Below are 17,225 nucleotides of genomic sequence, written 5' to 3' on the forward strand. Positions count from 1 at the left end.
GTACCGGAAGGCATGGTCCTCGCGCTTCAGGGACTACCCCACACGAGCTGTCGCCCCAGAGACAGCTCGCTCACACACCCGGCAGTCGATGCTCCTTGAATTGCTCCCGCAACTTCAATTTCTGGATCTTGCCGGTCGCCGTGTGCGGCAGCTCGGCGACGAAGGCCACGTCGTCCGGAATCTGCCACTTGGCAATGCGGCCTTCGTAGAAGCCGAGCAGCTCGTCGCGTGTCACCTGCGCGTCAGGCTTCTTGACGACGACGAGCAAGGGCCGCTCGTCCCACTTCGGATGCCGCGCCGCAATCACCGCGGCCTCGTGCACCGCGGGATGCGCCATCGCGATGTTCTCGAGATCGATCGAGCTGATCCATTCGCCGCCGGACTTGATGACGTCCTTGGAGCGATCGGTGATCTGCATGAAGCCGTCGGCATCGATCGTCGCGACGTCGCCGGTGGGGAACCAGCCCGGCTCGCCATCCACCGTCAGCAGCGGCGATTGGCCGGACTGGCCGAAATAACTCGCAATGACCCATGGCCCGCGCACCACCAGGTTGCCCGAGGCCGCGCCGTCCCACGGCAGTGCGCGGCCGTCGTCGTCGATGATCGCCATGTCGATGCCATAGATCGCGCGGCCCTGCTTCTCCAGCAGCTTCTGCTGGGCGTCGCGCGGCAGCGATGCATGCTTGGACTTCAGCTTCGACAGCGTGCCCAGCGGCGACAGCTCGGTCATGCCCCAGGCGTGGATCACCTCGACGCCGAAGTCATCCTGCAGCGTCTTCATCATGGCCGGTGGGCAGGCCGAGCCGCCGATCACCGTGCGCTTGAAGGTCGAGAACTTCAGCGCGTTGGTCTTGGCATAGGTCAGCAAGCCCAGCCACACCGTCGGCACGCCGGCCGAGAAGCTGACCTTCTCTTGCTCGAACAGCTCGTACAGCGACTTGCCGTCGAGGTGCGGCCCGGGCATCACGAGCTTGCAGCCGACCAGCGCGGCGGCATACGGCAGGCCCCAGGCGTTGACGTGGAACATCGGCACCACCGGCAGCACGACGTCGGCGGCCGAGCAGTCCATCGCATCGGGCAGCGCCGCGGCGTAGGCATGCAGCACGCTCGAGCGGTGGCTGTAGACGGCGCCCTTGGGGTTGCCGGTCGTGCCCGAGGTGTAGCAGATGCTCGACGCCGTGTTCTCGTCGAAGCTCGGCCAGCGGTAGTCGCCGTCCTCGGCCTCGACCAGCTCCTCGTAGCACAGCAGGTTCGGAATCGCCGTCTGCGCCGGCATGTGGGCGCGAGCTGTCATCAGCACGAAGTGCTTCACCGTCGGCAGCTGCGCAGCCAGCTTCTCGATCAGCGGCAGGAAGTTCAGCTCGAAGAACAATGCGCCGTCGGCTGCGTCGTTGGCGATCCAGGCGATCTGCTCGGGAAACAGGCGCGGGTTGATCGTGTGGCAGATCAGCTGCGAGCCGGAGCTGCCGTAGTAGATCTCGAGGTGCCGGTAGCCATTCCACGCCATCGTGGCGATGCGGTCGCCGCTGCGGTGCCCCAGCCGCTGCAGCGCCTGCGCCAGCTTGCGCGAACGCAGCTCGACCTCGGCCCAGGTGGTGCGATGCATGTCGCCTTCGACGCGCTTCGAGACGATCTCCGTATCGCCCGAATGGCGCGCCGCGTGCCGCACCAGCGACGAGATCAACAACGGCATTTGCATCATCTGGCCCATCAAGGCTGGCATGGCGGTCTCCATCGGTTTTGGATTGAACTCACAACGGGGTCGGATGCTGTCACGGCCGATGCTCCCCCCTTGTCATGCGGACGACAATCGGGCCGCCCCTACCATTGGAGGCATGCCGCTTGCCTGGAGGCCCGTTGCTCGCCATGAAGCTCTTCAACCGCTCCGAACCCGTGCCCGACCATGACGACCCGCGCTACCCGGTGCGCAAGAGCGACGCCGAATGGCGTGCGCAGCTCGACCCGATGCAGTACCAGGTCGCGCGCCATGCGGCGACCGAACGCGCCTTCACCGGCAAGTACTGGGACCACTGGGACAACGGCGCCTACCGCTGCATCGGCTGCGGCCAGGCGCTGTTCGAGAGCGAGCACAAGTTCGACGCCGGCTGCGGCTGGCCGAGCTGGTGGAAGGAGATCGAGCCCGGGCGCATCGAGCGCATCGTCGACTCCAGCCTCGGCATGACCCGCGTCGAGGTGCGCTGCGCGAAGTGCGGCACGCACCTGGGCCACGTCTTCGAAGACGGCCCCGAGCCGAGCGGCGAGCGCTACTGCATCAATTCGGCGGCGATCGATTTCGTTCCGAAACCCTGACCGCCCCAGCCCCCTACACTCCCCGCCGCATGAAGCTGCTGTTCGACTTCCTCCCGATCATCCTGTTCTTCGCCGCGTACAAGATCGCCGGCGCTTACCCTGATGCCGCGGCGGCCTTCGCCACCGAGCACCTGGGCTTCCTGGTCGCCGGCGGCCAGGTGCGCACCGACGATGCGCCGGTGATGCTGGCCACCGTCGTCGTCATCATCGCCACGCTGACCCAGGTCGGCTGGCTCAAGGCACGTGGCAGGAAGGTCGACTTCATGTTGTGGCTGAGCCTGGGCCTGGTCGTCGTGCTCGGCGGCCTGACGATCTGGTTCCACAACGACACCTTCATCAAGTGGAAGCCGAGCGGCCTGTACTGGGCGATGGGCCTGTCGTTCTGGATCAGCCAGATGGTCTTCGGCCGCAACCTGCTGCGGCTGATGCTGGGCGAGCAGATCACGCTGCCCGAGCATGTCTGGCGCCGGCTCAATGTCGCGTGGATCGCCTTCTTCGGGCTGATGGGCCTGTTGAACCTGTGGGTCGCGTACAGCTTCAGCCGCGACGCCTGGGTCAACTTCAAGCTCTTCGGCGGCGTCGGGCTGATGCTGGCCTTCACGCTGGCGCAGGGCTTCTACCTGGCCAAGTACATCGAGGACGAACCCGCTTCCCCCGAAGGCGCGACGGCCAAGAGTCCCGAAAGCTCCTGACATGCCGCACGTCACCGCCGCAGAAGTCGAGCGCGTGCTGCGCGAGGCGTTGTCCCCGCTGCAAAGCCTCGAAGTCATCGACGACAGCCACCTGCATGCCGGCCATGCCGGCGCCCGCGAAGGCTCGCATCTGACGGTCAAGATCGTCAGCGAGCGCATGGCCGGCCTGAGCAGAATTGCCCGACATCGCCTCGTGTATGATGCCCTGCGCCGGGTGATCCCCCAGGGCATCCACGCGCTGGCCATCGAGGCGCGCTCGCCGGAAGAAGCCTGAAAGCCGCCGCCGCAAGCCCCTCCCCGCCGCATTTCCTCCCCGCGCAGCCGCATCCGGCGCCGCAATATCCCGAAAGACCTTCCAACGCCATGATCGCCAAGCCTTCTGCCGTGCGCGCAGCAATCGCTGCTGCCGCTGCCGCCCTGCTGCTGCCGCTGGCCGCCCAGGCCCAGAACATCGCCGTCGTCAACGGCAAGGCCGTGCCGAAGGCCCGGCTCGACATGCTGGTGCAGCAGGCGCAGCGCGCCGGCCAGCAGGTGACGCCGGAACTGCAGGCACAGGCCAAGGACCAGGTCGTGCTGCGCGAGATCTTCGCGCAGGAAGCCGAGCGCAAGGGCATCGCCACCAACGCGGACTACAAGGCGCAGATGGAACTGGCGCGCCAGAGCATCATGATTCGCGAGCTGTTCGAGGACTTCAAGAAGAAGAATCCGGTCAGCGACGCCGAAGCCAAGGCCGAGTACGACAAGTTCAAGGCCCAGGCCAGCGGCACCGAGTACCGCGCGCGCCACATCCTGGTCGAGAACGAGGACGAGGCCAAGCAACTGATCGCCAAGATCAAGGCCGGCGCCAAGTTCGAGGACCTGGCCAAGGAGAAGTCCAAGGATCCGGGCTCCGGCCAGAACGGCGGCGACCTCGACTTCGCCAAGCCCGACAACTACGTGCCCGAGTTCGGCAAGGCGATGACCGCGCTGAAGAAGGGCGAGATGACCGAAGCGCCGGTGAAGAGCCAGTTCGGCTGGCACATCATCCGCCTCGAGGACACCCGCGACGCGCAGTTCCCGGAGTTCGACGCGGTGAAGCCGCAGATCCTGCAGCGCATCGCCCAGGTCAAGCTGCAGAAGTACCAGGACGACCTGCGCAAGGGCGCCAAGACCGACTACAAGTTCACGGCGCAGTAATCCGCGCTCCCCGGCCGCCCGGCGGCCGGGTCGATCAGCCGGCCGCCGTGCCGCCGATGCGCGCGGCGTTTTCCCGCATCACCTCGATCACGAAGCCGATCACCGCCTGCACCGGCGGCGCAAGACGCGCTTCACGCGGATAGACGAGCAGCAGCTCGCGGGTCGCCAGCACCCGGGGCGTCACGCGTTGCAGGCCGGCATCGTCATCGGCGATCAGGCAGGGCAGCAACGCGAGGCCGGCGCCGCTCAACGCGGCCGCCAGCATGTCCGTCATCTCGCGGCTGCGCAGCACGAGGGTCGCGCCCGTCATGTGCAGCTCCAGCCATTTCGCGGCCGGCACGTCGGCCAGCACCAGGTCGTAGCCGATGACGTCGTGGCCGCGCAGATCGTCCGCATCGGCCGGTACGCCGCGGCGCGCCAGGTAAGCCGGCGACGCGTAGAGCGACCAGCCCGATTCGCACAGCGGCCGCGCGATCAGGTCCTCGTCGCCGACCGGACCGGAGCGGATCGCGAGCTCCGCTTCGCCCTTCTTCAAGTCGACCATGCGCGCGCTGGCCAGCAATTCGAGCGCCAGCCGCGGATACGCCGTGCGCAGGCGTGCCAGGTTGGCGCTCAGCAGTTTCGTGAATCCGGTCGGCATGGCCAGGCGCACGCGCGCGTCCTTGGCTGCTGCGCCGGTCTGCACGGCGAGCACGGCGCGCTCGACCTGTTCGACCAGCGGCGCCAAGCGCTCGCCCAGCGGCGTCAGGTGCAAGCCATCGGGCGCACGGATCACCAGCGGCGCACCGAGCGCACGTTCCAGCGCCGACAGCCGCCGGCCGATCGTGCTGTGGTCGACCCCCATCGCCCGCGCAGCGCCGGACAGCGTGGCCGACTCGATCGCACGCAGGAAGTAGCGCAGATCGTTCCAGTCGAGCTCGTCGGCGGCAGGCATGCGCTGCAGTCTAGAACCGGCCCGGGGATCTGCGCACAAGGGCTGTGCGGCGGTGGGCAATCGACACCGCCGCGCCGCGCCGCGACGATCGGCGCATCCCATCCAACGGAGCAAGCCATGGCCGTCATCGTCAACGTCGAAGTCCGCGGGCAGACCGAAGCCGGCTACGACGGCATGTTGAACGCGCTGGCCGACTTGGCGCGGCAGGCCGACGGCTTCGTGCTGCACAGCGCCTATGTCGTCGACGGGCAGTGGCGCGTCGTCGAAGTGTGGCGCTCGAAGGCCGAGGCCGATCGCTTCTTCGCCCGGTGCGTCGCGCCGCACCTGCCGCCGGGCGTGCATCCGAAGCGCACGCTGCACGAAGCGCACAGCCTGATCACGGCGGCGCCCCGCGCGGCCTCGGTCAGTTGACGAGCCGCCCGGCCTCGATGTGCAGCTGCCGGTCGCAGCGCCCGGCAATGCCGCTGTCGTGCGTCACCAGCACCAGCGTCGTGCCCGATTCGCGGTTCATCTCGAACATCAGCTCCATCACGCGCTCGCCGGTCGCGAAATCGAGGCTGCCGGTCGGCTCGTCGGCCAGCAGCACCGCGGGCTCGACGACGAAGGCGCGCGCCAGCGCGACGCGCTGCTGCTCGCCGCCGGACAGCGTGCGCGGGTAATGCGCCAGCCGCTCGCCCAGGCCCACGCGCTTGAGCATCTCGCTGGCCTTCGCGCGCGCATCGTTGCGGCCGAGCAATTCGAGCGGCAGCATCACGTTCTCCAGCGCGCTCAGGTGGCCGAGCAGCTGGAAGCTCTGGAATACGAAGCCGAGCTGGCGTGCGCGCAGCGCGGCACGCGCATCCTCGTCGAGCGTGAAGAGATCGGTGCCCGCCAGGCGCACGGTGCCCGCGGTCGGCAGGTCGAGCCCGGCGATGATCGCCAGCAGCGTGCTCTTGCCCGAGCCCGACGCGCCGACGATCGCCGTCGACTCGCGCGGCCGCAGCGTGAAATCGATGTCGTGGAGAATCGTCAGCGTGCCGGTGGAATCGGTCACCTGCCGGGTGACGTGATCGACGGCGATGATGGGATCGGTCATGAAGGATGGATGGGCGCGGTACGGCGCGCGGCGCGGATTTTTGCGGCACTGTAGCGTGCTCGCGCTGGCGGCCGCCGCACAGGGAGCGTGGTGCGCCGCACCGGCGCGCACGATCGTCGTGCTCGGCGACAGCCTGTCGGCCGAGTACGGCCTGGCCCGCGGCAGCGGCTGGGTCGCGCTGATGGAGCGCAAGCTCGCCGACGAGAAACTGCCCGCCAGCGTGGTCAATGCCAGCATCAGCGGCGACACCAGCTCCGGCGGCCGCTCGCGGCTGCCCGCGCTGCTGAAAGCACACAAGCCGAGCCACCTCGTCATCGAGCTCGGCGGCAACGACGCGCTGCGCGGCCTGCCGCTGGCGATGACGCGCGACAACCTGCAGGCGATGGCCCGCGCCGGCAAGGCCGCCGGCGCGAAGGTGCTGATCGTCGGCATGCAGGTGCCGCCGAACTACGGCGCCCGCTACACGCAGGACTTCGCGGCCTTGTTCGAGAGCGTCGCGCGCGCGGAAGGCGCGGCGCTGGTGCCGTTCCTGCTCGCAGGCGTCACCGATGGGCCGCAGCCGGAGCGGCTGTTCCAGCCCGACCGCATCCACCCCACCGCCGAAGCGCACCCGCGCATGCTGGCCAATGTCTGGCCGGTGCTGAAGCCCTGGGTGCGCTGACCCCGACACCGCGGACCCGGGCGACCCGGAATCGGCTGAACGAGGCTTACTGGATCTGCGTGCGCTCGCGCATGCCCCCGCGCTGCTCGGGCGCGCGCTGGCGGCGCTCTTCGTCGCGCGACTCGCGCGGCGCCGGCTGAGCCGCTTGCTGGCCGCGCGGTGCTTCGCCGCGCGGCGTCAGCACCGGCGAGGGCGCGGGGGCGCGCATCAGCGCTGCGGGCGGTGCGGCCGGCGCGGCGGCCGGCGGCGCCTGGACGACCACCGGCGGCGCCGCTGCGGGCTGCGGCGCTGGCTGCGGTGCCGGCCGAGGCGCGGCCACCGGCTGCGGCGCCGGTGCCTGCGCCTGGGGCACGGCGGCCCGATGGCCGGGATGCACGAGCTGCGGCTCGCCGCGCCGGCCGGGCTGTGGCCGGGCAGCGGTCGGCTCGTCGTCGCGATCGGCCTGCGCGCCGCGCTGCACCGCGCCGTCGCGCCGCAGCGGGTGCTCGGTCTGCACCGGTGGGCCGGAGGGCCGTTGCGGCATGACCGCCACCGGCGGCGCCGTCATCGGCGCCGGCTGCGGAACTGCGCTGGGCGCCGGAAACTGCGGTGCGAGCGTGCGCCCGGCCGGCGCCGCCGGCGGCGCGATCGCCATCAGCGGCGAGGTCGGCTCCCGGCCGCGCGTCGGCAGCGACCGGCCGCCGTCCTCGTGATGCCGGCCGACCACCGGCACGACACGCCGAGTTTGCGAGAACGCATCGGGCGCCACCGTCGTCACCGCTCCCGGCACGCCCTGGTTGGTGTACATGATCGGGCCGGTCGGCACGCGGCCGTCGCGGCGGCGGTCATCGTGGCGGTCGTCGCGGCGTCCATCGCGGCGCCCGTCGCGCCAACCGTCGTGATTGCGGCCGTGCCAGCGGTGGTAGACGTCACGCGGTCCGAGCGGAATCCAGCCCACCGGCCCGCCGATCGTCACGCCGATCGAGCCATGCGAGCCGCCGACCCAGGCGACCAGCGCCGGCGAGAACACCGGCCGCGCGACACGCTGCCCCGGCACCCAGCACCAGCGGCGGCCCCAGTGCACCCAGCGGCCGTAGTGGAACGGCGCGAAGCCCCAGCGCATCGAATCGACCCAGGTCCAGCCCCACGGGGCGATCCAGGCCCAGTGGCCGCTGCGGTACGGCGCCCAGTCGACCGGCACCGCCGTCGGGATCCAGACGCCGCCGTACTCGGGGTGCGTCTGCCAGCGGCCGTGCTGGTCGAGGTCTTCCGCGCCGGTCATCTCGGGTGACACGTAGCGCGCGGTCTCGCTGCGCTCGTAGGCGCGCTCGTCCTGCGCCACCCATTCCGAAAAGGCGTCGCGCTCGGTCTCCAGCCAGCGCTGCTGCAGCCGCTGCGACGGCCCCTGCAGCCACAGCTCGGCATGCTGGCCGCGGCCGACGATCAGGATGTGCTCGCGCCCTTCGGCCTGCTCGCGGCCTTCGAAGCGCAGCGTGCCGCGCCAGGCAGTGGCGTGGCTGGCCTCGTTCTGGCGATCGATGCGGTAGTGGCCGGGCTCGCGCGGGCGGAAGCGACCCTCGGGCGTCACCACCTCGACCTGCGCGGCCAGCTCGGCCGAGCTGATGCGCAGCGCGACGCTGCCCTGGTCGAGCTGCAACACCACGCCGTGGTCGTCGATGCGCCGCAACTGCAGCTCGGTGGCGCTGTCGAGCCGGACCTGCGTCGAGCCGATGCTCAGCTCGAGCCGGCTGCCGGGGTCGGTGACCAGGTGATCGCCGCTGGTCAGCGGGTAGTTCGGCGTGGCGGCGATCCACTGGCGGTCGCCCCGGTCGAGCAGGCGGGCGCTGCCTTGCACTTCGACCAGCCGGCCGACGCGGCCCGGCCAGTCGGGTTCGTCGACGGTGTTCTGTGCTGCAGCGCACAAGGGCACCACGCCCACCAGCGTGGCCAGCAGGAACGACCGGGCGCGGTTGATCCAGGCAGCGTTCATCGACGTGGCTCCTAGGCAGCTCATAGCGGCACAACGCCGGCCGCGCGGCGAGCGCTGACCGGCGGGCCGCGGCGTCGAACTTCTTTACACGGCGATCAATCGTCGCCGGCTCTTGCGTCGAGGTCCGGGAAGAGCACGCTGGTGAAACCGAGCTTGCGCAGGTCGGTCATGCGCGTCGGGTAGAGCCGGCCGATCAGGTGATCACATTCGTGCTGCACGACCCGCGCATGGAAGCCCTCGGCCTCGCGCTCGATGCGCTGGCCCCGTGCATCGAAGCCGGTGTAGCGGATGCGTGCAAAACGCGGCACGACACCGCGCAGCCCCGGCACCGACAGGCAGCCCTCCCAGCCCTCCTCGAGCGCATCGGACAGCGGCGTGATCACCGGATTGATCAGCACCGTCTGCGGCACCGGCGGCGCCTCGGGGTAACGCTCGTTGCGCTCGAAACCGAAGATCACGAGCTGCAGGTCGACGCCGATCTGCGGCGCCGCCAGCCCGGCGCCCTGCGCCGCGGCCATCGTGTCGAACAGGTCGGCCACCAGCGCGTCGAGCTCGGGCGTGCCGAACTCGCGCACCGGCTGCGCGACGCGCAGCAGGCGCTCGTCGCCCATCTTCAGGATCTCGCGAATCGCCATGCCGGCATCACCTTTGCAGTCAGAGTGGGGACGGCAATTGTCGAGCCTGGCCGCTCATCCTTCGAGCAAGGCCTTCAGGCCCGCCTCGTCGAGCACCTCGACGCCGAGCTCCCGCGCCTTGTCGAGCTTGCTGCCGGCCTCGTCGCCTGCGACCACCCAGTGAGTCTTCTTCGACACCGAGCCGGACACCTTGCCGCCGGCCGCCTCGATCAGCGCCTTGGCCTCGTCGCGGCTCAAGGTCGGCAGCGTGCCGGTCAGCACCAGCGTCTTGCCGGCCAGCGGCTGCGGGCCGGCCTGGGCCGCCTTGCCGTCGTGCTCGTCCCAGGCGATGCCGGCCGCGCGCAGCTGCTCGACGACCTCGCGGTTGTGCGGCTGGTCGAAGAACGCATGGATGCTGCGCGCGACGATCGGCCCGACGTCGGGCACTTCGAGCAGCTGTTCTTCGCAGGCCTCCATCAGACGATCGATGCCGCCGAAGTGGCGCGCCAGGTCGCGCGCCGTCGATTCGCCGACCTGGCGGATGCCGAGCGCGTAGAGAAAGCGCTGCAGCGTCGTCTGCTTGCTGCGCTCCAAGTTGGCGACCAGGTTCTGCGCGCTCTTCTCGCCCATGCGTTCGAGCGCGGTCAGCTTCGCGACGCCGAGCTTGTAGAGCTCGGGCAGCGTGCGGATCAGCCCGGCATCGACGAGCTGGTCGACCAGCTTGTCGCCCAGGCCCTCGATGTCCATCGCGCGGCGGCCGGCGAAATGCAGCAGCGCCTGCTTGCGCTGCGCGGCGCAGAACAGGCCGCCGGTGCAGCGGTGGTCGATGCCGCCCTTCTCGCGCATCACCGCGCTGCCGCAGACCGGGCACTGCCGCGGCATGCGGAAATTCGGCACGTGACCCTGGCGCTCGCCGGGCACGCGGCCGACCACTTCGGGGATCACGTCACCGGCGCGGCGCACGATCACCGTGTCGCCGATGCGCACGTCCTTGCGGCGCAGCTCGAACACGTTGTGCAGCGTCGCATTGCTGACCGTCGTTCCGCCAACGAACACCGGCTCGAGCTTGGCCACCGGCGTCAGCTTGCCGGTGCGGCCGACCTGCACCTCGATGCCGCGCAGCAACGTCAGCTGCTCCTGCGCCGGGTACTTGTGCGCCAGCGCCCAGCGCGGCTCGCGCGTCTTGAAGCCCAGGCGCTCCTGCAGCGCGCGCTGGTTCACCTTGTAGACCACGCCGTCGATGTCGAAGGGCAGCGCGTCGCGCTGCGCACCGATGCGCGCGTGGTAGGCCACCAGGCCGTCGGCGCCGAGAACCACTTCGCGCTCGGCATTCACCGGCACGCCGAAATCGGCCAGCGCCTGCAGCGTCGCGCTGTGCGTCGGCGGCGCGCTCCAGTCGCGCACCTCGCCCAGGCCGTAGGCGAAGAACGACAGCGGCCGCTTCGCTGCGATGCGCGCATCGAGCTGGCGCACCACGCCGGCCGCCGCATTGCGCGGATTGACGAAGGTCTTCTCGCCCTTCTCGCGCTGCTGCTCGTTGAGCCGCTCGAAGCCGTCGCGCCGCATGTAGACCTCGCCGCGCACCTCGATCACGCTGGTCTTCGCCGCGCCCTTGAGCCGCTTCGGGATCTCGCGGATGGTGTTGATGGTGTGCGTGACGTCCTCGCCCGTCTCGCCGTCGCCGCGCGTCGCGGCCTGCACCAGCACGCCGGCCTCGTAGCGCAGGTTCAGCGCCAGGCCGTCGAACTTCAGCTCCGCCGAATAGGCCACCGGCGGCGCATCGTCGGCCAGTTCGAGCGCGCGCCGCACGCGGGCATCGAAGCGCCGCGCCGCGGCTTCGGAGGTGTCGCGCTCGGTCTCGATCGACAGCATCGGCACCGCATGGCGCACCGGCTGCAGGCCTTCGAGCACCGCGCCGATGATGCGCTGCGTCGGCGAATCGGGCGTCGCCAGCTCGGGAAACGCGGCCTCGAGCGCCTGCAGCTCCTGGAACAGCTTGTCGTACTCGGCGTCCGGAATCTCGGGCTCGTCGAGCACGTAATAACGCTGCGCGTGGTAGTCGATCAGGTCGCGCAATTCGGCGGCGCGGCGAGTGGGATTCCGAGACATCGGTGCAGTGTAGAGTGGCCGATTGCCCTGCCCCAGCCGCCGATGGCCGACTTGATCCGACGATTCGCCGCTGCCTGCCTGCTGCTGTGCTGCAGCCTGATGGTCGCCGCCGCACCGGCGCCGGTGCGCCTGCCCGAGGGCGTGCGGCCGCTGGCCTACCAGCTCGCGCTGACGGTCGACCCGGCGCGGCCGACGCACAGCGGCGAGGTCGAGATCACGATCGAGCTGAAGCAGCCGCAGCGCAGCATCGTGATGCATGCGCGCGAGCTGCAGGTGCGCAGCGCGTGGGTCGAGCTCGGCGCGCGCCGCCATGCCGCGCGGGTGCAGGCGATCGGCGGCGACCGCATCGAGCTGCGCTTCGCTCAAGCCGTCCCGGCCGGCCGCGCGTTGCTCGGCCTGGCCTTCAGCGGCCGGCTGCAGGACAAGGAATTCAACGGCCTGTTCCGGCGCTTGGACGGCGGCGACTGGTACGCCTACACGCAGTTCCAGCCGATCGGCGCGCGCCTGGCCTTCCCGCTCTTCGACGAGCCGGGCTGGAAGCTGCCGTGGTCACTGACGCTGACGGTGCCGCAGGCGCTGCAGGCCTTCGCCAACATGCCGGTGCAGCGCGAGGAAGCCGCGGCGCCCGGCTTCAAGCGCATCGTCTTCGAGCCGACGCCGCCGCTGCCGAGCTACCTGCTGGCCTTCGGCGTCGGGCCGTTCGATGTGCTCGATGCCCCACCGGCCGGCCCGGTGCCGGTGCGCTTCATCACGCCGCGAGGCCGCGCCGCCGAAGCCGCCTTCGCTGCCGGCATCACCGCGCGCATCGTCGAGCGGCTGGAAGACTATTTCGGCCAGCCCTACCCGTTCACCAAGCTCGACAACTTGGGGCTCAGCGTGCCCGGCAGCTTCGGCGCGATGGAGCATCCGGGGCTGGTGACCTTCGCGCTGCCGCTGCTGCTGAACGCGCCATCGCCCGGCCGCGCACCGGACGCCGCGTTCCAGCGCAACTACATCGGTTTCGCCGCGCACGAGATCGCGCACCAGTGGTTCGGCAACCTGGTGACGATGGCCTGGTGGGACGACCTGTGGCTCAACGAGTCCTTCGCCTCGTGGCTCGGCGAGCGCATCACCGCCGAGCTGATACCCGACGAGGGTGGTGAGCACCTGCAGGCGGCGCGTGCACGCGCGATGCGCAGCGACCGGCTGCCGTCGACGCGCCGCGTGCAGCAGCCGGTGGGCAGCGACGACGACTTCGCCCACCTGTGGGATGCGATCACCTATGAGAAGGGCCAGGTCGTGCTGGCGATGTTCGAGCAGTGGCTCGGGCCGGAGCGCTTTCGCGACGGCGTGCGCCGCTACATCAATCGCCACGCCTGGGGCAGCGCAAGCGCCGATCACTTCTTCGCTGCGCTCGGCCAGCAGGACCCGGCGCTGCCGGCCGCGCTGCGCAGCTTCATCGGCCAGCCCGGCATGGCGCGCGTCGCCGTGCAGCTGCAGTGCGATGGCGAACGGCCGCGGCTGCGGCTCGCCCAATCGCGCCTGCAGCCGCTGGGCGCGGCTGAAGCCGCCGGCGCGGCGCGCTGGCAGCTGCCGATGCTGATCCGCACGCCGGGCGGCCTGACGCGCCACCTGCTGCAGGCGGCCGAAGAGACGATCAACCTGCCCGACGCCGCCTGCCCGGCCTGGGTGCAGGCCAACGCCGGCGGCATCGGCTACTACCGCGTGGCGCAGGAGCCGGCGGCGCTGCGCCGGCTGATGGCGCTGCCGCAGTTGCCCGCGGCCGAGGTGCTCGCCGGCCTCGACGACGCCGCGGCGCTGAGCGAAGCCGGCGAGCTGCCGCTGGCCGAGCTGCTGGCCATGGCCGAGTCTTTTGCGCGTCATGCCGACCGCGCGGTGGTCGAGCAGGCGGCGCGCGTGCTGCTGCAGGCGCAGCCGGTCGCCGCGGCGCTCGATCCGGTCGCCAGCGCCGCGCGCTGGCAGCGCGCCTTCGGCGAACGGGCACGCGCGCTCGGCTGGCTCGAAGCCGATGCCGACGGCGAGGACCAGCGGCAGCTGCGCGCGCTGCTGGTGCCGCTGGTCGCCGACCTGGGCGCCGACTCTGTGCTGCGCGCCGCCGCGGGCCTGCACGCCCAGGCCTGGCTGCGCGGCCAGCCGCTGCCGATCGGCCGCAACCGCTCGTCGCTGCTGGCCGCCGCCGCGATCGACGGCGACGCCGCGCTGTTCGACACGATGCTGAGCGCCGCGCGCCGCTCCAGCGACGGCAGCGAGCGCATCGAGCTGTTCGCCGCGCTCGGCCACTTCCGCGCCCCGGTGCTCGCGCAACGCGCCCGTGAGCTGCTGCTCGATCCGGCGCTGGACTACCAGGAAGTCGGCCATGCGGTGCTGGCCGCGCACAACGAGACACCGTCGCTGCGCGACGGGCTGCTGCCCTTCCTCAGCGGCCGCCATGCGCAGCTCGCGCGCCGCATGGGCCGCGACGAACCCGCGTGGTTGCCGAGCTACCTGAACCAGTCGTGCAGCACGGGCGACGCCGAGCGCATCGAGCGCGCCTTCGCGCGCCACGCGCCGCGCTACGCGGGCGGCAGCCGCACGCTGGCGCAGACGCTCGAAGCGGTGCGGCTGTGCGCGGCCTGGCGGGCGCACCAGGCCGGCGCGCCGGCGTGAGACCGACCGGGCCCGTCAGCGCGGCGTCGCGGCGCGCTCGTAGCGGGCATCGATCGCCGCCGCCAGCCCTTCGCGCCACAGCGCCGCCGCATGACGGCCGAGCTCGCCGATCAGCCCATCGGGCAGTTGCCGGTTGCAGGCCAGGTAGAGCTCGGTGCGCTGGAAGGTCAGCAAGGCCTTGACGCTGCCGGTCAAGCCCGCCTCGGCGATCAGCAGCGGCCCGTCGTAGCGCCCCGACACCCACAGGTCGATGCGCCCCATCGCCAGCTTGCGCGGGTTCTGCGCGTCGCTCGGCACCGATTCGACGCGAAAGCCCCGAGAGCGCAGGTACTCCTCGCGCACGTCGCCGAGGTAGGCGCCGATCACGTAGGGCCGCGCATCCTCCAGCGTGCTGAGCCGGATGCCGCCCTCGCTGCGCCCGAACAGCACCCACTCGTTGAAGGCGATCGGCCCGACCCACTTGAACAGCCCCTCGCGCTCGCTGGTGCGGGTGGTCGAGTAGACGCAGGTGTCGGGCTGCTCGAGCGCCAGCTCGTAGGCGCGCTTCCACGGCAACAGCTCGATGCGGTGCGGCTGGCGCGCGCGCCGCATCAGCTCGCGGACCTTCTCGGTGCTGCTGCCGCCGATCTCCTGCCCCTGGCGCAGGTTGTACGGCGGCGACTCCTCGGTGGTCAGCAACAGCGTCGCTTGCGCGCAGGCCACGCCCGCCGCGAGCAGCAGTAGCAGCAGCGTGCAGACGGCACAGCGCTTCATCGCGCCATTGGAGTCCTGCGCAGGGCCCGCTGGCAAGACCCCGGTCCGGGTCAGGCGGTGGCCGCCTCCGCGGCATGCCGCCACAGCAGCGCGCTCACCGCGCGCGGCGGCACCGGCTTGCTGAAGTAGTAGCCCTGGATCTCGTCGCAGCCGTTCTCGCGCAGCACCGTCTGCTGCTCCAGCGTCTCGACGCCTTCGGCCACCACCGTCAGGCGCAGGGTGCGGCCCATCGCGATGATCGCCTCGGTGATCGCACGGTCCTTGCTGTCGCTGGAGACATCGCGGATGAACGAGCGGTCGACCTTCAGCGAGTCGACCGGGAAGCGCTTGATCTGCGCCAGCGACGAATAGCCGGTCCCGAAGTCGTCGATCGCGATGCGCACGCCCATCTGCTTGATCGCGCGCAGCTGCGCCAGCGCGCGCTCGACGTTGTGCATCACCATGCCCTCGGTGATCTCGAGCTCCAGCTGCTCGGGGGCGAGCCCGCTGTCGCGCAGCGCCTCGGCCAGGTCGGCCAGCAGGTCCTCGTGCTGGAACTGGCGCGCCGACAGGTTGACCGAGACGCACATCGGCGGCAGACCTTCGTGCTGCCAGGCCCGGTTCTGCGCACACGCGGTGCGCAGCACCCACTTGCCGATCGGCACGATCAGCCCGGTCTGCTCGGCCACCGGGATGAACTGCGCCGGCGGCACCGAGCCGAGCTCGGGGTTGTTCCAGCGCAGCAGCGCCTCGACGCCGGTGATCGCATTGGTCTTCAGGTTCAGCCGCGCCTGGTAGTGCAGGCTGAACTCGTTGCGCGCCAGCGCACTGCGCAGCTGGGTTTCCAGCGTCAGCCGCTCGAGCGTGTGCGTGCGGACCTGCGGCGCGTAGCGCTGGAAGGTGTTCTTGCCCTCTTCCTTGGCCTGGTACATCGCGATGTCGGCGCATTTCATCAGCGTCGCCTCGTCCTGCGCGTCCTGCGGGAACAGTGCCATGCCGACGCTCGCGGTGACACGGCAGGCCTGCTGCTGCACGACGATCGGCTCGAGCACGGTGTCGAGGATCTTGCGCGCGACGATCGCCGCGTCGTCCGGGTGCGGCAGCTCCGGCAGCAGCACGACGAATTCGTCGCCGCCGAGCCGGGCGACCACGTCGCTCGCGCGCAGGCAGGTCTTCAGCCGCTGCGCGACTTCGCCCAGCAGCGCGTCGCCGGCCCCGTGGCCGAGCGTGTCGTTGACGAGCTTGAAGCGGTCGAGGTCGATGAACAGCACGCCCAGCGTGTGCTGGTAGCGCCGCGCGGCATGCATCGCCTGCGTCAGCAGATCGCCGAACCAGGTGCGATTCGGCAAGCCGGTCAGGCCGTCGTGCGTGGCCAGGTAGCGAAAACGCGCTTCGCTGTCGCGCAGCCCGCGCTCGGCCCGCGCGCGCTGCGTGATGTCGGTGTAGATCGATACGCAGCCACCGCCCGGCAGCGGCAGGCCGCGGATCTCGAGCACGGTGCCGTCGGGTCGCTCGCGCTCGAAGCGATGCGGCTCGAAGCGCCGGGCCTGCTCGACCCGCGCCTGCACCTGCTCGTCCACATCACCCGGCCCGTAGTCGCCGCGCTCGGCGTTGTAGCGGATGAAGGCCTCGAAGGGGGTGCCGGGCCGGCACAGCGATTCCGGAAAGTCGAGCAGCTCGCGAAAGCGGCGGTTCATGCCGAGCGCATGCAGCCCGGCATCGAAGATGCTGATGCCCTGGTCCATGTGCTCGAAGGTGTTCTCGAGCACCCGCTGGCTCGCGCGCAGCGCCCGCTCGGCACGCGCCTGCTGCGTGATGTCGGCATACACCGTCACCAGGCCGCCGCCGGGCAGCGGGCGGCCGCGCACCTCGAGGATCGTGCCGTCGGGCCGCTCGCGCACGAAGCGGTGCGGCTCGAAGCGCCGCGCCTGCTCGACGCGCTCGCGCACCTGCTGGTCCGCATCGCCGGGGCCGTAGTCGCCGCGTTCGACGTTGCAGCGCACGAAGGCCTCGAAGGGCGTGCCGGCACGGTACAGCTCCGCCGGGAAATCGAACAGCGCGCGAAAGCGCTGGTTCACCGCCACCAGCCGCAGCTCGCCGTCGAAGACGCTGACGCCCTCTTCCATCGTCTCGAACATCACGTCGAGCACGCGGCGGCTCTGGCGCAGGGCCTGCTCGGCGAGGTCGAGGCGCTGCTCGACGCTGAGGTCGGCCCCGGGTGATTGCGCAATCGTCATGGACGGTGTTCGGCCGCCCGGCGCCGGGATTGACCTCTGGCCCGGCCCCCGCACCGGCGGGTACCACTTT

Annotated in this window: 15 protein-coding genes; 7 read left to right on the top strand and 8 right to left on the bottom strand. The window is 70.7% G+C overall.

From position 1 onward, the window contains the following. Positions 1–70 precede the first annotated feature (70 nt). Positions 71–1,723, bottom strand: a complete 1,653-nt coding sequence (locus HLB44_RS17180) for a 3-(methylthio)propionyl-CoA ligase (RefSeq protein WP_281375183.1) — start codon at positions 1,721–1,723, stop codon at positions 71–73. A gap of 143 nt (positions 1,724–1,866) precedes the next feature. Between HLB44_RS17180 and msrB the strand changes: the two genes are divergently transcribed. The 4 genes from msrB (at position 1,867) to HLB44_RS17200 (ending at position 4,178) form a co-directional block, all read left to right on the top strand. Continuing rightward, complete coding sequence (gene msrB / locus HLB44_RS17185) at positions 1,867–2,310, top strand: peptide-methionine (R)-S-oxide reductase MsrB (protein WP_173124718.1); 444 nt, start codon at positions 1,867–1,869, stop codon at positions 2,308–2,310. Between the two features lie 29 nt (positions 2,311–2,339). Further along, on the top strand, positions 2,340–3,002 hold the full coding sequence (locus HLB44_RS17190; protein ID WP_173124720.1) for a septation protein A: 663 nt from the start codon (positions 2,340–2,342) through the stop codon (positions 3,000–3,002). 1 nt (position 3,003) lies between these two features. Then, positions 3,004–3,276, top strand: a complete 273-nt coding sequence (locus HLB44_RS17195) for a BolA family protein (RefSeq protein ID WP_173124722.1) — start codon at positions 3,004–3,006, stop codon at positions 3,274–3,276. An 89-nt stretch (positions 3,277–3,365) separates the two neighbouring features. Beyond that, positions 3,366–4,178, top strand: a complete 813-nt coding sequence (locus HLB44_RS17200) for a peptidylprolyl isomerase (RefSeq protein WP_173124724.1) — start codon at positions 3,366–3,368, stop codon at positions 4,176–4,178. A gap of 34 nt (positions 4,179–4,212) precedes the next feature. On the opposite strand, the gene HLB44_RS17205 is transcribed toward HLB44_RS17200, so the two are convergent. Continuing rightward, positions 4,213–5,112, bottom strand: coding sequence for a LysR family transcriptional regulator (locus tag HLB44_RS17205; protein ID WP_173124726.1), 900 nt, complete (start codon positions 5,110–5,112; stop codon positions 4,213–4,215). Between the two features lie 117 nt (positions 5,113–5,229). Between HLB44_RS17205 and HLB44_RS17210 the strand changes: the two genes are divergently transcribed. Then, positions 5,230–5,523 carry a hypothetical protein gene (locus HLB44_RS17210; protein WP_173124728.1) on the top strand — a complete coding sequence of 98 codons (294 nt, stop codon included), beginning with the start codon at positions 5,230–5,232 and terminating at the stop codon, positions 5,521–5,523. Here HLB44_RS17210 and HLB44_RS17215 read toward each other — a convergent pair. Continuing rightward, the gene (locus HLB44_RS17215; RefSeq protein ID WP_173124730.1) at positions 5,516–6,187 is read right to left on the bottom strand and encodes an ABC transporter ATP-binding protein; all 672 of its coding nucleotides are present in this window, start codon (positions 6,185–6,187) and stop codon (positions 5,516–5,518) included. The two genes, HLB44_RS17210 and HLB44_RS17215, sit on opposite strands and share 8 nt — an antisense overlap. Here HLB44_RS17215 and HLB44_RS17220 point away from each other — a divergent pair. Beyond that, positions 6,186–6,848, top strand: coding sequence for an arylesterase (locus tag HLB44_RS17220; RefSeq protein WP_246312318.1), 663 nt, complete (start codon positions 6,186–6,188; stop codon positions 6,846–6,848). The two genes, HLB44_RS17215 and HLB44_RS17220, sit on opposite strands and share 2 nt — an antisense overlap. A 46-nt stretch (positions 6,849–6,894) precedes the next feature. Here HLB44_RS17220 and HLB44_RS17225 read toward each other — a convergent pair whose 3' ends face one another. From HLB44_RS17225 to ligA, 3 genes are all read right to left on the bottom strand, one after another. Further along, positions 6,895–8,817: a DUF6600 domain-containing protein gene (locus HLB44_RS17225; RefSeq protein WP_173124734.1), complete on the bottom strand. Its 1,923-nt coding sequence runs from the start codon at positions 8,815–8,817 to the stop codon at positions 6,895–6,897. A 95-nt stretch (positions 8,818–8,912) separates the two neighbouring features. Further along, entirely contained in the window at positions 8,913–9,452 is a 540-nt protein-coding gene (def, locus tag HLB44_RS17230; RefSeq protein ID WP_173124736.1) for a peptide deformylase, read from the bottom strand. A gap of 54 nt (positions 9,453–9,506) precedes the next feature. After that, positions 9,507–11,540, bottom strand: coding sequence for an NAD-dependent DNA ligase LigA (gene ligA, locus HLB44_RS17235; RefSeq protein ID WP_173124738.1), 2,034 nt, complete (start codon positions 11,538–11,540; stop codon positions 9,507–9,509). Positions 11,541–11,582: 42 nt separating this feature from the next. Here ligA and HLB44_RS17240 point away from each other — a divergent pair, with 42 nt between their 5' ends. After that, positions 11,583–14,186, top strand: coding sequence for a M1 family metallopeptidase (locus HLB44_RS17240; protein WP_173124740.1), 2,604 nt, complete (start codon positions 11,583–11,585; stop codon positions 14,184–14,186). A gap of 15 nt (positions 14,187–14,201) precedes the next feature. Here HLB44_RS17240 and HLB44_RS17245 read toward each other — a convergent pair whose 3' ends face one another. Next, on the bottom strand, positions 14,202–14,939 hold the full coding sequence (locus tag HLB44_RS17245; protein ID WP_173124742.1) for a substrate-binding periplasmic protein: 738 nt from the start codon (positions 14,937–14,939) through the stop codon (positions 14,202–14,204). 50 nt (positions 14,940–14,989) lie between these two features. Further along, positions 14,990–17,155 carry a putative bifunctional diguanylate cyclase/phosphodiesterase gene (locus tag HLB44_RS17250; protein WP_173124743.1) on the bottom strand — a complete coding sequence of 722 codons (2,166 nt, stop codon included), beginning with the start codon at positions 17,153–17,155 and terminating at the stop codon, positions 14,990–14,992. Positions 17,156–17,225 lie beyond the last annotated feature (70 nt).

Source organism: Pseudaquabacterium terrae (assembly GCF_013266755.1).
Classification (GTDB): Bacteria; Pseudomonadota; Gammaproteobacteria; order Burkholderiales; family Burkholderiaceae_C; genus Pseudaquabacterium; species Pseudaquabacterium terrae.